At 38.4% G+C, this 15,289-nt stretch carries 12 protein-coding genes and 1 other annotated feature; of the genes, 3 read left to right on the top strand and 9 right to left on the bottom strand.

From position 1 onward, the window contains the following. Positions 1 to 52: 52 nt before the first annotated feature. From gatB to BN358_RS02350, 8 genes are all read right to left on the bottom strand, one after another. On the bottom strand, positions 53 to 1,471 hold the full coding sequence (gene gatB, locus BN358_RS02385) for an Asp-tRNA(Asn)/Glu-tRNA(Gln) amidotransferase subunit GatB (RefSeq protein ID WP_019227733.1): 1,419 nt from the start codon (positions 1,469 to 1,471) through the stop codon (positions 53 to 55). Next, a complete protein-coding gene (gene gatA / locus BN358_RS02380; RefSeq protein ID WP_040581922.1) occupies positions 1,468 to 2,928 on the bottom strand; it encodes an Asp-tRNA(Asn)/Glu-tRNA(Gln) amidotransferase subunit GatA in 1,461 nt (486 codons plus the stop codon). The genes gatB and gatA overlap by 4 nt, the downstream gene beginning before the upstream one ends. Further along, a complete protein-coding gene (locus tag BN358_RS02375) occupies positions 2,925 to 3,215 on the bottom strand; it encodes an aspartyl/glutamyl-tRNA amidotransferase subunit C (RefSeq protein ID WP_019227731.1) in 291 nt (96 codons plus the stop codon). The genes gatA and BN358_RS02375 overlap by 4 nt, the downstream gene beginning before the upstream one ends. 8 nt (positions 3,216 to 3,223) lie before the next feature. Next, positions 3,224 to 4,969, bottom strand: a complete 1,746-nt coding sequence (gene aspS, locus BN358_RS02370) for an aspartate--tRNA ligase (protein ID WP_019227730.1) — start codon at positions 4,967 to 4,969, stop codon at positions 3,224 to 3,226. 62 nt (positions 4,970 to 5,031) lie between these two features. Then, positions 5,032 to 5,272 (bottom strand) — a binding site (T-box leader). Positions 5,273 to 5,446: 174 nt separating this feature from the next. Further along, positions 5,447 to 7,891: an ATP-dependent Clp protease ATP-binding subunit gene (locus BN358_RS02365; protein ID WP_019227729.1), complete on the bottom strand. Its 2,445-nt coding sequence runs from the start codon at positions 7,889 to 7,891 to the stop codon at positions 5,447 to 5,449. A gap of 38 nt (positions 7,892 to 7,929) precedes the next feature. Next, on the bottom strand, positions 7,930 to 8,934 hold the full coding sequence (locus BN358_RS02360) for a protein arginine kinase (protein ID WP_019227728.1): 1,005 nt from the start codon (positions 8,932 to 8,934) through the stop codon (positions 7,930 to 7,932). Beyond that, complete coding sequence (locus BN358_RS02355; RefSeq protein WP_019227727.1) at positions 8,927 to 9,430, bottom strand: UvrB/UvrC motif-containing protein; 504 nt, start codon at positions 9,428 to 9,430, stop codon at positions 8,927 to 8,929. Before BN358_RS02355 ends, BN358_RS02360 begins: the two co-directional genes overlap by 8 nt. Positions 9,431 to 9,443: 13 nt before the next feature. Then, entirely contained in the window at positions 9,444 to 9,914 is a 471-nt protein-coding gene (locus BN358_RS02350) for a CtsR family transcriptional regulator (protein ID WP_019227726.1), read from the bottom strand. Between the two features lie 336 nt (positions 9,915 to 10,250). On the opposite strand from BN358_RS02350, the gene BN358_RS02345 reads away from it, so the two are divergent. From BN358_RS02345 to BN358_RS02335, 3 genes are all read left to right on the top strand, one after another. Next, positions 10,251 to 12,161, top strand: coding sequence for a sigma-54-dependent Fis family transcriptional regulator (locus BN358_RS02345; protein ID WP_019227725.1), 1,911 nt, complete (start codon positions 10,251 to 10,253; stop codon positions 12,159 to 12,161). 188 nt (positions 12,162 to 12,349) lie between these two features. Next, complete coding sequence (locus BN358_RS02340; RefSeq protein WP_019227724.1) at positions 12,350 to 14,164, top strand: aldehyde ferredoxin oxidoreductase family protein; 1,815 nt, start codon at positions 12,350 to 12,352, stop codon at positions 14,162 to 14,164. 4 nt (positions 14,165 to 14,168) lie between these two features. Beyond that, positions 14,169 to 14,393, top strand: a complete 225-nt coding sequence (locus tag BN358_RS02335; RefSeq protein ID WP_019227723.1) for a MoaD/ThiS family protein — start codon at positions 14,169 to 14,171, stop codon at positions 14,391 to 14,393. Positions 14,394 to 14,405: 12 nt separating this feature from the next. Here the strand turns inward: BN358_RS02335 and BN358_RS02330 are convergent. Further along, the coding region (locus tag BN358_RS02330; RefSeq protein ID WP_019227722.1) for an amidohydrolase family protein at positions 14,406 to 15,289 on the bottom strand (884 nt) is incomplete at its 5' end.

The raw sequence follows: 15,289 nt of genomic DNA, 5'->3' as shown, positions 1-15,289 counted from the left end.
GTTAAATAGGAATTTGGGCAAGCCCAAATTCCTTTCCTTTAACTCTTAATTCTTAACTCTTAATTATTAATTCTTTCACTATTTCCGTGGCTTTAGCTGCATCTGCCTTGCCCTTTGTTTCCTTCATAATAAATCCTATTATAGAACCTATGGCCTTTTCCTTGCCGCTTTTGTATTCTTCTGCAGCCTTTTGATTGTTCCTTACTGCCTTTTCACATATAGCCCTTAAATCGCTTTCGTCAATTCCTTCCATATCGCTTTCAGAAACAAAGCTCATGACACCTTTTCCCGTATCAAGCATTTGCTCAAGCGCATTTCTTGCCATGTTTGAACTCAGCTTCTTGTTTTCAGTCAACAGCACAAGCTCGTTTAATTGTTCAGAAGAAACTTTGATTGAAAACTCTTCCTTTTCCATATCTGTGGACAGACGTCTGAATATCTGACCCAGAATGTAATTTGAAACAAGTTTCTTGTTTGTTACATTTTTGCATGAGTTTTCAAAATACTCTGCTATTTTTTTGTATTTTATCAAAAGTTCTGCATCATCCATGGGAAGAGCAAATTCTTCTGTAAAACGCTTTAATTTTTCTCCTGGAAGTTCCGGCAGAGAATTTTTAATGTTTTTTATTTCATCATCTGAAATTGAAATTGTAACAAGATCAGGATCCCTGAAATACCTGTAGTCATCGGCATCTTCCTTACCGCGCATGCTTTCTGTGATATTTTGTTCTGCATTGTATCTTCTGGTTTCCTGCTCCACACATCCGCCGTTTTCAAGGATGTCTACCTGTCTGTTAAATTCGTATTCCATTGCCTTAGCAATGAAGTTTAAGGAGTTCATGTTCTTGATTTCTGCTCTTGTTCCAAACTTTTCTTCTCCATTTTTCCTGATAGAAATGTTCACATCGCATCTTAAGGAACCTTCCTGCATCTTAACGTCAGAAACTCCTATATATTTCATAATGAGTCTTAGTTTTTCAATGTATTCAACTGCTTCATCTATGCTTCTTATGTCGGGCTCCGAAACTATTTCAATAAGAGGAACTCCTCCCCTGTTGTAGTCGATGTATGTGTCTCCTCTTTCATGTATTAACTTTCCTGCATCTTCTTCAATATGAATTCTTGTAATGTTTATGTTCTTGCCTGAAGACAATGTGATAAATCCATTTTCACACAGTGGTTTGTCGTACTGTGAAATCTGGTACGCCTTTGGAAGGTCAGGATACACGTAGTTTTTTCGGTCCATTTTTGAAATGTTTCTGATTTTGCAGTTTGTGGCAAGGCCTGCCTTCACTGCATATTCAACAACTGCCTTGTTTAATTTAGGAAGTGTCCCCGGAAGACCTATGCACACAGGACAGCAGTGTGTGTTAGGATCTCCGCCAAATTCTGTTGTGCACTGGCAGAATATTTTTGTCTTTGTTGAAAGCTCCACATGAGTTTCAAGTCCTGCTACCATTTCCCAGCTCATAGTCTCACCCCTGTTTCTAATTCTTTGAATATGTGGTTTTTAACTGCCTGCTCATATTGATATGCAGCATTTAGTATCTTTGCATCATCGAAGCTGTTTCCAATTATCTGCATCCCTATTGGAAGCCCTTTGTCATCAAAACCGCATGGTACAGATACTGCAGGAAGCCCTGCAATATTTACAGGAACAGTCAGTATGTCTGTCATGTATGTTTCAATAGGGTCCTTTTGAGTAAAGTTAAGTTCAAAAGCAGTCATGGGAACCGTTGGCGAAATAATGACGTCGCATTTTTTGAATGCATCCTTGAATGCATTCACCAGTGCCCCTCGAAGCTGTTGAGCCTTCTTGTAGTAAGCATCGTAGTATCCGGCGCTTAAGACGTATGTTCCAAGCATGATTCTTCTTTTGACTTCTTTGCCGAACCCTTCGCTTCTTGTCTTGCATATCATGTCATTTATGTCGTTATAGCTTGGAGTCCTGTAACCATAGCGTATGCCGTCATACCTTCCAAGGTTTGAGGAAGCTTCAGCACAGGCAAGTATATAGTAAACAGGAAGAGCATGTTTTAACTGAGGAATACTTATTGAAACTACTTCTGCCCCAAGAGATTCATATACTTTCACTGCACTTTCTACTGACTTTCTCACGTCATCTCTTATTCCTTCGAAATATTCTTTTGCTATTCCTATTTTCATTCCCTTGATGCTGTTTTTTAATGTATGTGTTGTTTTTATTTTGCTACCCTGTGAAGTTGCATCATTTTTATCGTAAAGGGATATGGCATCATAAACAATGGCAGCATCTTCAACTGTAGAAGTTATGGGTCCTATCTGATCGAGGCTTGAAGCATAGGCAATGAGACCGTATCTTGAAACAGTTCCATATGTAGGCTTAAGTCCAACAAGGCCGCAGAAACTTGCCGGCTGCCTTACTGAACCACCTGTATCTGAACCAAGACCGTACACTGCAATGTTTCCACCAACAGCTGCTGCTGCTCCTCCCGAACTTCCTCCTGCCACATGATTTTTGCTGTAAGGATTAAGAGCTCCTCCAAAGCAGGAAGTTTCGCAGGATGAACCCATGGCAAACTCATCCATGTTTGCTTTTCCAAGAAGGACAGCATTTTGATTTTTCAAAATATCCCACACTGTTGCATCGTATATGGGCACATATCCCTTTAGTATGTTTGAACAGCATGTTGTTTCAATATTTTTAGTGGATATGTTGTCTTTCAGAGTCATTGGTATTCCTTCAAGAGGAAGAAGAATTTCTCCCCTTGAAATTTTCTCATCAACATCTTTTGCTGTCTTCATGGCTGTTTCAGACGTAATGTTTACATACGCATTTAGTTTTTTGTTTTCTGCTTCAATTGACTTTATATATTTTTCCGTAAGCTCTGCGCATGATATTTCTTTATCTCTAAGGAGTTTTCCTATATAAGTTATTTTGCTCATCATATCCTCCCAGATCTTTTTTTCACCAGAAAGCAGCCTTGTTCTCCGCCGTCCCTGTTTTTAAGAATCAGTTCTCTGTCAAATGATTCCTGTACTACATCTTCATGAAATGCATTTGTTATGTTGTTTATATCATCAAAATCCTCAAAACCGTCTTGAACGGCTGAACTTATTGTATCTGCAAATCCGATTATTTCTGCCATGTCGTGAGTCAATGCTTCTATTTCATCATCTTCCACCGACAATTTAGCAAGTTTTGCAATTTTAATTATATCATCCCTGGTAACCATACTTCCTCCTACCTGATTTTAATATGAACTTCTCTTAATTGCTGCTCCGTAACTTCTGATGGTGAATTTGTAAGAAGGTCCTGAGCGCTGCTGTTCATTGGAAAAGCTATTACTTCTCTGATGTTTTCTTCACCTGTCAAGAGCATTACTATTCGGTCAATACCAGGAGCCATTCCTGCATGAGGAGGAGCTCCATATTTAAATGCATTGTAAAGGGCTGAAAACTTGTTCTCAAGGTCCTCTTCAGTGTATCCTGCAATTTCAAATGCCTTCACCATGATGTCTGCATCATGATTTCTCACGGCTCCCGAGGATAGTTCAATACCATTACATACAATATCATACTGATAAGCAACAATGTCAAGAGGGTCTTTTGTCAACAGAGATTCCATCCCTCCCTGAGGCATTGAAAACGGGTTGTGTGTAAAAGCCACATTTCCTGTGTTCTCTTCGATTTCATACATTGGGAAGTCCACTATAAAACACATTTCAAATTTATCCTCATCAATTAAATGAAGCCTTCTTCCCAGTTCAGTCCTTATTTGACCTGCAAGCTTGGGAGCATATTCTTTTTCATCTGCAATGAAGAACAGTACGCATCCCGGTTTTAATCCTGCAACTTCAGCCAGCTCTTTTTTGTCTTCTTCAGAAAGGAACTTGTCTATTGGACCGTGGTACTTCATATCATCGTCGACTTTGATGTATCCCAGCCCTTTCATTCCAATCTTCATGGCATAATCAAGCATGTTCTCAAAAAAGCTTTTTGATTGCGTTGCACAGTCCGGAACATTTATGGCTCTTACTGTCTTTTTTCTAAACGGTGCAAAATCAGTATCAAGAAACATTTGACTTATATCTATAATTTCAAGGGGGTTTCTTAAATCAGGTTTGTCAGTTCCGTATTTAATCATGGACTCTTTGTAAGGAATTCTGGCAAATGGAGGTTTAGAAACCTTTTTATCTGAAAACTTCACAAAAGTTCTGTAAAGAACTTCTTCTGCAACATTTAAAACATCATCTTGTGTTGCAAAGCTCATTTCAAAGTCAAGCTGATAAAATTCTCCCGGCGAACGGTCAGCTCTAGCATCTTCATCTCTGAAGCATGGTGCTATCTGAAAATATTTGTCAAATCCGGACACCATCAACAGTTGTTTGAACATCTGAGGTGCCTGGGGAAGGGCATAAAATTTTCCAGGATGTTTTCTGCTTGGTATAATGTAATCTCTTGCACCTTCCGGAGAAGATGAAGTGAGTATGGGTGTCTGAATCTCCAAAAATCCCATGTCAGTCATGCGGCTTCTTAAAAATGAAATTATTTTTGAACGCATGATGATGTTTTTTTGAATATCCTTGTTTCTTAAGTCAAGGAATCTGTATTTAAGCCTAAGGTCTTCCTTTGTTTCCTTTGAAGAAGCTATTTCAAAAGGAAGAGAGCACTTGTTCCTTCCAAGTACTTGAAATGTTTCTGCAACTATTTCAACAGTTCCTGTTGCAATTTTTTCATTGATGGTATCTGCATCTCTTTTTATTACACATCCTGAAACGCATACGGTACTTTCTTTTGAAATTCCATCAAGAAGTGTTTCATCTTCCACTACAACCTGCACTGTTCCATGCTGATCTCTAATATCTGCAAATTTAACTCCGCCGTGGTCTCTGACATTTTCAAACCATCCTGATACTTTAACTTCCATGCCTATGTGGCTTTCTCTTAATTCCCCGCATGTGTGGGTGCGATATTCATTTTTTCTCATAATAATCCCTTTCGAATTTTATTTACTCCTACGGGATTGCAAAAATAAAACTCCTTCATCCCGAAAGGGACGAAGGAGTAATCCGCGGTACCACCCTAATTAGCATCCAAAGATGCTCACTCTAAAAACACTGACATGTTTCTGCCGCTTTATCGCTCGGATGCGTGTGAGCCTACTCTTGCTGTGCAATTTGGGTCACAAGCTCAGGGATGTTCTTCATTTTAAGATTATTGTAATAGACTTTCACCAACGCTATCTCTCTGTGACTAAATCTTAAATTACTCTTCCCGTCATTGCTGAATATGTTTTTTATTATTATACACAATTCATTTTGTTTGTCAAGTGCATTTAGAATTTTTTTTATTTAACAAAGTTACTTTTGACGTTGTCATTCTGAGGTCGATGAAATTCTTCAATATCGTTCAGGATGACAGCATCGACATTTGTCAATGTCCTAAGCACCGTTACCGGTGTTTATTATCTTTCATTTGAAAAAATCAATTCATTGTTTTCAGCTGATATTTTAATTGTGTCAGACTTTTGGACAGAACCTTTCAAAAGTTCTTCTGACAGTCGGTCTTCAATTTTTCTTCTTATTTCTCTTTGAAGAGGTCTTGCTCCGTAAACCGGGTCAAAGCCTGCTTCTGCTAAGAATTCCTTTGCTTTCTCATCAAGCTCGATTTTGATATTGAGCTGTTCAAGCCTTTTAGAAAGATTGTCAATCATAAGTGAAACAATCTGCTTGATGTTGTCCTTGCTCAGGGAGTGGAACACTATTATTTCATCGATACGGTTTAAAAATTCCGGTCTGAATGTCTGTTTAAGCTCAGCCATTACATTTTCCTTCATTTTTTCATATTCATCTTTTTCTTCATTTGATGAATTTGACGCAAAGCCCAGCGTTCTTTGTTTCTTGATTGTGCTTGCCCCAACGTTTGATGTCATTATAATTACCGTATTCTTAAAGTCCACTGTCCTTCCTTTGGCATCTGTAAGTCTTCCGTCATCAAGGATTTGCAGCAGTATGTTGAAAACATCAGGATGTGCCTTTTCAATTTCATCAAACAATACAACTGAGTATGGTTTCCTTCTTATTTTTTCTGTAAGCTGTCCGCCGTCATCAAATCCCACATATCCCGGAGGTGAACCAACAAGTTTTGAAACAGAATGTTTTTCCATGTATTCTGACATATCAACCCTGATCATTGCATTTTCATCTCCGAACATGGATTCTGCCAGTGCCTTTGAAAGCTCTGTCTTGCCCACTCCAGTAGGTCCCAGGAATATGAATGATCCGATAGGTTTTTTAGGGTCTTTCAGTCCAACTCTTGATCTTCTTATGGCTTTTGACAAGGCTACAACTGCAGGTTCCTGTCCGATTACCCTGTTGTGAAGTATATCTTCCATGTGCAGAAGTCTGTCTGTTTCGTCTCCCTGCAGCTTTTTAACAGGAATCCCTGTCCATTGTGAAACAACTTCTGAAATATCCTCGTATCCAATGCTTGAATCCTTTGAATTTTTTGCTGCCCAGAGCTTCTTCTGCTTGTCGAGCTCATCTGTAAGCCTTTTTTCCTCATCTCTGAAAGAGGCTGCCTTCTCAAAATCCTGATTGTTTATTGCAGCTTTCTTTTCATTTTTAAGTTCATTTATTTTATGTTCAATTTCTTTCAATCCCTTTGGGACTGTGGAAGATTTAAGCCTTGTTCTTGAAGCAGCCTCATCAATAAGGTCTATGGCCTTGTCAGGCAAAAATCTGTCTGAAATGTATCTGTGCGACAATTTTGCTGCAGCTTCAATTGCTTCATCGGTTATTGATACCTTGTGGTGCGCTTCGTACTTGTCTCTTAATCCTTTCAGAATTTTAATTGTGTCTTCCACGCTTGGTTCTTCAACAGTAATAGGCTGGAACCTTCTTTCGAGAGCAGCATCTTTTTCAATGTGCTTCTTGTATTCATCAAGTGTTGTTGCTCCCACAATCTGAAGCTCTCCTCTTGCAAGTGTGGGCTTAAGAATGTTTGAAGCGTCAATTGCACCTTCTGCTGCCCCTGCTCCTATGATTGTGTGAAGTTCATCAATAAATAGAATTATGTTTCCTGCATTCTTTATTTCATCAATGGCACTTTTAAGCCTTTCTTCAAATTCTCCTCTGTACTTGGCTCCTGCAACCATTCCTGACATATCAAGAGTTATTACTCTCTTTGTCTTCAATGTTTCAGGTACATTGCCTTTTATTATTTCCTGAGCCAGTCCTTCTGCTATGGCAGTCTTTCCAACTCCCGGCTCACCTATGAGGCATGGATTGTTTTTTGTTCTCCTTGAAAGTATTTGAATTACTCTTTCAATAACATCTTCTCTTCCTATGACAGGATCAAGCTTTCCTTCCTTTGCCTTTTGATTCAGGTCTATGCCATATTTGTCTATTGTCTTTGTGCTGGGTTCTGAAGGTTGCTGAGGTCCCGGTGAAAATTCCTTATCTCCCGGAACTCCGCCGCCGCTTCCTTGCTTAACAGCTTCAATAACCTCATATTTAAGTTCTTTTAAATTCGCAACAGATTTAATTATTTGGGCAGCAATTCCTTCTCCTTCATCAATGAGTCCCAGAAGAATGTGCTCTGTTCCCACATATGGAACACCCATTTGTGATGAATATTGTCTTGAAAGTTCTATGATGTACTTGCTTCTTGGGCTTATGGCTATGAATTCAGGGGTGCTTTCGCCTGTACCCGTCGTATTTTTTATTATGTCTCTTACTTTATCTACATTAAGCTTATTTCTCAGTATTTTTCCTGCAATTCCTTCCTGCTCCATCATGAGCCCAAGCAATATGTGTTCAGTTCCAAGAACATTTTGCTTGAAACGCTTTACTTCTTCCTGAGCAAGTTCAATGGCATTCTTTGCAGAATTGTTGAATCCGCTTATCATAATCGTATCTCCTTTTTTGATATTATTTATTATTGACCTTAATTTTCTAATAATTCATTTCTTATTATTTCAGCTCTCATCTTATCTCTTTCTTTTGTTGTAAGTTCAGTGTCTGTAGAAGACAAAATGTTGTTTGGCTGAATTTTTACCATCAGTCTGTAAATATCCTTGTCTTTTGCATTGTCTATTATTTCCATTTCCTTGCCAAGCTTAAGTAGCGACAACAGCTTCATGGCTTCCTCCGTAGACATTCTCCTTGCATTTGTAAGAAGTCCGTACGCTCTGCAGCAGTCATCTTCAATTTCGTACAAATTGTTTTTCTTGAGATGAGCTCTCATTCTTTCTTCTTTTTCAACTATCTGGGCAACAATTTGAGAAATTTTATCTATTAAGGTTTCTTCGCTTGCTCCCAATGTTCCCTGGTTTGAAATCTGGTAAAGATGGCCCATGGATTTTGTTCCTTCGCCGTAAACTCCTCTTACGGCAACCCCAAGCTGGGAAATACCTATTAATAGTTTTTCAATTTGATTTGTAATGGACAATGCCGGAAGATGAACCATGACAGAAGCTCTCATTCCAGTGCCTATGTTTGTGGGGCAGGCTGTCACATATCCCAGCTCTCTGTCAAATGCATAATCAACTTCTCCTTCCAGAACATCATCTATTTTGTTGCTTAATTCCCAGCATTCCTTAAGAGACATGCCTGTTCCAAGCGTTTGAATTCTTATGTGATCTTCCTCATTGATCATTATTGATACTTTTTCGTCATGGCTTAATAGAAAAGCTCCTGTTTCTTTCCTTTCCGCCAGTGCAGGGCTTATGAGATGTTTTTCAACCATCACGCTTTTTTCAACATCCGACAAATCCCTCATGTATGTGAGCTTGTAATTCAAATTTTGTCTGTCTACTGCATTTTTTACTTCTTCAACTACATTGTTTGATTCTTCACCAGTCATCTTCAAAGGAAATTTGTAATTTTTTAAATTTCTTGCAAGTCTTATACGGCTTGTGAGGACTATTCCGTTATTTTCCAAATTACTCATCTCCCTTCTTCATGTTTGATTCCATGCTTCTTATTTTATCTCTTAACTTTGCTGCTGTTTCATATTCTTCCTGCTCAATTGCAGATTTCAGTTCTTCCTTTAATTTTTCAATATCCTTTTGAACCTTGTAAATTCCCCCTGCCCTTCTAGGAATCTTGCCCCTGTGCAGCTCATGACCCTGTATGTTTTTTACTACTGGCATAAGCCTTGGCTTGAATGTATCTATGCAGTGGCTGCATCCAAATTTTCCTGTCTGTTTGAATTCCTCATACGTCATGCCGCACATGTCGCAGCCCTTGGCAGGCAAATATGGCGTAGTGTTCAGGGCATTGTTGAGCATTGCTGAAAATAAATTTTCCATCGAAAAATTTGAATTTAAAATTGTCTGATTCTTTTTAGCACATTCCTCACACAAATGATTTTCAGATTTTTTTCCATTTAATATATGGGTCACATGGACCTTGGCTTCGTTTTTGCCGCATTCATCGCAAAGCATAGTACCCCTCCTGTTATATGTTATTTTCTGCTGAGACAAGTATCATTTCTTTCAGCAAATCAGCTCTCAATTTATTTCTTTCATCATATGAAACACTGTTCAAAGCTCTGTCACTTATGGTGCTTTGCATAATTTTTTGTTCTCTGATGTTTATTATACCTCTATCAAGCAATGCATAAATTAAATCCAGCGCCTTGTTCAATGTTACGCTGTCTCCTATGCTTTCATTCAGGAGGTTGTGAAGATCTTCTTCTATAGTTGAGCGAACCTTGAAAATTCTTATATAGCCGCCTCCACCTCTTCTGCTTTCAACAATATATCCCCTGTCGTTGTTAAACCGGGTTGTGAGCACATAGTTTATCTGTGAAGGAGAACAATCAAACTGTTGAGCCAAAATGTTTCTTTGAATTTCCACTGCCCTTTGATTGTTGGCTTCCATTAATTCCTTTATGAAGCCTTCAATAATATCGCTTAAATTAGACATTTTCTCACTTCCTTAAAATCTGATATTAACTTTGACTTTCTTTGACCTTTAGCTAATATTAAATCAAAATATATTATTTCTCAAATGCTGTTTTTTATTATTATCAGTTAATTTAGCTGATAATTTTTATATTGTCATATAATATTTTTTAATTGCGCATTTTTTCTATGAATAACTCCACTTTACCAAATATTTTACTTAAATAGAAATTTTTATTTTCTAATTGAGCTTCCTTGAACTTTGTGTTTCTGTTATTATTTTTTATTTTTTTATGTAATGTTAAGCAATTTATAGTATAATGTTTTTTATTATAATAACTTTATTCAAGGAGGCACTATGGTCGAAAAAGGTTCTGTACGACACAAGGAATTTATCAGAATATCTCATGAAAGATGTAAAATGTACAACATTAATTACAATCAGATATATTCAAACAAAATACTTGATGAAAAAGAATTGTTTGAAAAGATGGAAGAAAACCGGGAACTTGTGCTTGCAGCAGCTCCTATAATGAATAAAATATATGATTTCGTAAAGGGTTCGAATTTCTTCTCAATACTAACGGATAAAGAAGGCTGCATCCTCAATGTAATTGGTGATGAGGAAATATTGTCAGAAGCCTTTCTCTTTAAAATGATACCAGGTGCGTACATGGATGAAGAAAACATCGGAACAAATGCCATGGGAACTTGTATTACAGAAAACAATCCTATTCAAGTATCAGCAGAGGAGCATTTCATCAGCGCATATCATCGCTGGACATGCTCAGGATGTCCTATAAAGGATGAGTCAGGAAAAATAATTGGAACGCTTGACCTGACTGGCTACAGCGAACAGGTGCATTCGCACACTCTCGGCATGGTAGTTGCCGGGGCAAGGGCAATTGAAAATCAGCTCATGAACAACAAACTGAGAAGTAAGCTTTTAACAGAAAAAAAACAGCAGAAACTTATTCTGGATTCCATATTGAAGGGATTTATTACCGCAGATATGCAGGGCGTCATACTTTCTGCCAATTCATTTGCCAGCGAACTTTTCGGCTGCAGCAATGAGGAACTCCTTCATATGAAAACAAGTGACTTACTTAAGGACTGGAACTCAGTATATAAATCAGTAATAGAAGACACATCCCCCTTCAAAAGAGATGTGGATGTAATTTCTAAAAGAAATATTCTGCAGCTTAACTTAACAGTATATCCGGTTAAGAATCAAAACAATGAAGCAACAAACGTCATATTGGTGTTTGATGAAGTTAAAAAGCAAAGAAAATCAATAGACAGCATAATGGGAAGACATGCCATTTACACATTTGACAAAATAGTAGGCAAGGATGCAAATTTCCTTCAGGTAATAAACTTTGCAAAGAAAATTTCAGACAGCAGGTCAAACATACTAATAATGGGAGAAAGCGGAACTGGCAAGGAACTTTTTGCACAGTCCATACACAACTATTCTGAAAGGTCAAACGGAAGCTTTGTGGCCTTAAACTGCGGTGCTATTCCAAGAAACCTAATTGAATCCGAGCTCTTTGGATATGAACAAGGCTCATTTACAGGCGCTAAAGCCGGCGGAAATCCTGGAAAATTTGAAATAGCAGATGGTGGAACAATATTTCTTGATGAAATCGGTGAAATGCCTCTGGATTTGCAGACAAGACTATTAAGAGTAATAGAAGAAGGCACTGTCTCCAGAATCGGAAGCTCTCATGAAAGGGTTGTGGACGTAAGAGTAATTGCAGCTACAAACAAAAATTTGAAACAAGAAGTTGAAAACGGAACATTCAGAAAAGACCTGTTCTACAGGCTTAATGTTCTTCCCCTGCGCCTCCCAAGCCTTTGTGAAAGAAAGGGAGACATAAAGCTTCTATTAGATTACTTTATGGACAGAATAAGCAAAAAACTCAACAAGAAAAAAGTTCATATACCACTTGAGTACATCGAAAAACTTGTGGAATACAATTGGCCGGGAAACGTAAGAGAACTGGAAAACTATGTTGAGCTTGCAGTAAACACAGAGATGGTACCGGACATACACATGCTGAATTTTGAAGAAAGTTCAAATAAATCAATTAAAATTAAATCAGCAGCAAATGTCTCAAGTGTCTTAAGCCTCAAAGAAATGGAAAAGGAACACATTGTTAATGTGCTGGAATCAACCGGACATAATATCACCCAGGCAGCTTCAGTCTTGGGAATAGGAAGAAATACCCTCTACAGGAAGTTGAAAGAATTCGAAATTGAATGTTAATCTTTGGAGCTGTGTTCCACTTAGGAACACAGCTCCATTATGGAACAACAAAATTCGCCATAATTTGCGCCATATTAGCACATTAAATTATCTATCTTTTTAAACGTTGGAAAACCATGGATTTCCAAGCCTTGATAATTGGAACGAAAATTGCATATATAGAAGAAATACATTTATGGAGGTACCATATGCAAAATTATTTTGGCTATCAAGGAACAATCCTAAGAGTAAATTTAACAGAAAAGACAATTAAAAAAGAAGAATTAAATCTTGACGATGCTTTGAAATTTATAGGCGGAAGAGGTTTAGGAACTAAAATTTTAATGGATGAAGTTGATCCTAAAACAGACGCATTGAGCACAGAAAATAAATTGATATTTGCAACAGGACCATTGACTGGTACAAGCACTCCTACAGGCGGAAGATACATGGTAATAACAAAATCTCCCCTTACAGGCACTGTGGCTTGTTCCAACTCTGGCGGTTATTGGGGAGCAGAACTTAAATTTGCCGGTTATGATGTTGTCATCATCGAAGGAAAATCTGAAGAACCTGTATACTTAAACATTACTGATGACCTGGTTGAAATAAAGGATGCATCATTTGTCTGGGGCAAGACTGCAGGAGAAACAACAACAGCATTGGAGGAAGCTCACGGTGAAAAAGTACGTGTTGCAACAATAGGTCCTGCAGGAGAAAATCTTTCAAAAATATCCGGCATAATGAACGACAGAGGCCGTGCAGCCGGAAGATCAGGTGTAGGAGCTGTAATGGGTTCTAAAAACCTCAAGGCCATAGTTGTCAGAGGAACAGGCAAAGTTAATGTAAATGATGCTGTAATGCTGAAAGAAGCATTTTCAAAATCAATGGCTAAAATCAGGGAAAACGGTGTTACAGGCCAGGGACTTCCAACATACGGTTCAGCCGTGCTTGTTAACATCATAAATGAAAACGGAGTATTGCCTACAAATAACTTCCAGGAATCTTATTTTGACAAGGCAGAAGAAATAAGCGGAGAAACTCTTGCTGAAAAATTCCTTAAGAAAAAAGATCCTTGCTACAGATGCCCCATAGGTTGCGGAAGATATTGCGAAGTTGATGGAATAGAAGGTTCAGGTCCAGAATATGAAACTATCTGGGGTTTTGGCTCCGACTGCGGAGTGTCAGACCTGGGTGCAATAATAAAAGCAAACTACTGGTGCAATGAATACGGACTGGATACAATTTCAGCTTCTGCAACCATTGCTGCAGCTATGGAGCTTTATCAGAAAGGATATATCAAGAAGGAAGACCTTGAAGGTGCTCCTGAATTAATATGGGGAAATGCTGAAGCTGTTGTGGAATGGACAAAGCTTATGGGTCAGGCAAAAGGCCTTGGAGCAAAAATGGCAGAAGGCTCTTACAGATTATGTGAAAGCTACGGCGTTCCTGAATTATCCATGAGCGTAAAGAAACAGGAAATGCCTGCATACGACCCAAGAGGAATCCAGGGAATAGGTCTTAACTATGCAACATCAAACAGAGGCGGCTGCCACGTAAGAGGTTACATGATATCTCCAGAAATTTTAAGTCTTCCTCAGGGACTTGACAGATTTGCAACTGACGAAAAAGCTGCATGGACAAAAATATTCCAGGACTTCACTGCTAGTATAGATGCTGTGGGACTTTGCCTCTTCACTTCATTTGCCATGGGTGCAGATGACTATGCGGATTTGTACAATTCAATATGCGGAACAAAACTGACAGGCAATGATTTTATAGAAATAGGTGATAGAATCTGGAACCTTGAAAGATTGTACAACTTAAAAGCAGGCATAGATCCTTCAGAAGACACTCTTCCAAAGAGATTGCTTGAAGAACCAATTTCAGCAGGACCATCAACAGGCCATGTAAATAAGTTAAACATAACTCTTCCTCAATATTACAACGCAAGAGGATGGACTGAAAAAGGAATTCCAACAGAAGAAAAATTAACACTTCTTGGATTGGAATCATTTAAATAACTGTATGAAAATCACAGTAAAGCTTTTTGCAACGCTTCGTGAAGGAAGAGGCAAGATTCTTGAAATGGAATGCAAAGAAGGAGCAAGAATAAGAGACATTCTCCATGACCTGAAAATCGAAGAAAAAGAAGTAGCCATACTTTTAAAAAATGGTATAAGTTCTAAAATGGATGTAGTGCCTTCATGTGGGGATTATCTGTCGATATTCCCCCCTGTTGGAGGCGGTTAAAAAAACGGAAGATTATTCTTCCGTTTTTTGTTGTTTCATATCTTTTTTGCGGTCATATACAACTTCGCCGTTTATGAGCGTGTACATGGTATTTGTGAATGTTTCCATGGGATTTCCATCAAAAATGGCTATGTCAGCATCCTTTCCCTCCTCCAGGCTCCCCACTCTGTCAGAAACGTTGCATATTTCAGCTGCATTGATTGTTATAGCCTTCAATCCTTCTTCTACTCCAAGTCCTTCCTTTGCGGCAAACCCTGCACACACAGGAAGGTACTGAATCCTTGTTACAGGATGATCCGTTGTTACAGCAACCTTTATTCCTTTTTTGCTAAGAATTCCTGCCGTTTTAAAATCCATGTTTTGTACTTCAATTTTATTCCTGGATGCAAGTGAAGGTCCCACTATTGCAGGAAAACCTGATTGTTTAATTTCATCTGCAATAAGGTGTCCTTCTGTGCAGTGGTCCAGTGTAAGCTTCAATTTAAACTCCTGCGCTATTCTTATGGCAGTGAGTATGTCGTCAGTTCTGTGAACATGTGCCTTAAGAGGTATTTCTCCCTTTAGAACAGGCAGCCAGCACTCTTTTTTAAAATCAGGTTCAAAATCTTCACCTTTTTTGTCTTTTTCTTTTTTGTACTGCACAGCCTTAAATATTTCTTCCCTTAGCATTCCTGCTATGGACATTCTTGTTGTCGGCATTTTTTCCATATCATTATAGTTTGTTTTTGGATTTTCGCCAAAGGCAATTTTCATTGCAGCCGGTGCAAGCACAATCATCTGATCAATTGACCTTCCTTTGGTTTTTATGAATGCAAACTGCCCGCCCACAACATTTGAGCTTCCCGGTCCTACCATAACTGATGTAATTCCGGAGCACACTGCATTGTAGAAAAGCT

The sequence above is a fragment of the Sedimentibacter sp. B4 genome (assembly GCF_000309315.1).
Classification (GTDB): domain Bacteria; phylum Bacillota; class Clostridia; order Tissierellales; family Sedimentibacteraceae; genus Sedimentibacter; species Sedimentibacter saalensis.
This window is presented reverse-complemented; position numbering and strand designations above follow the sequence as displayed.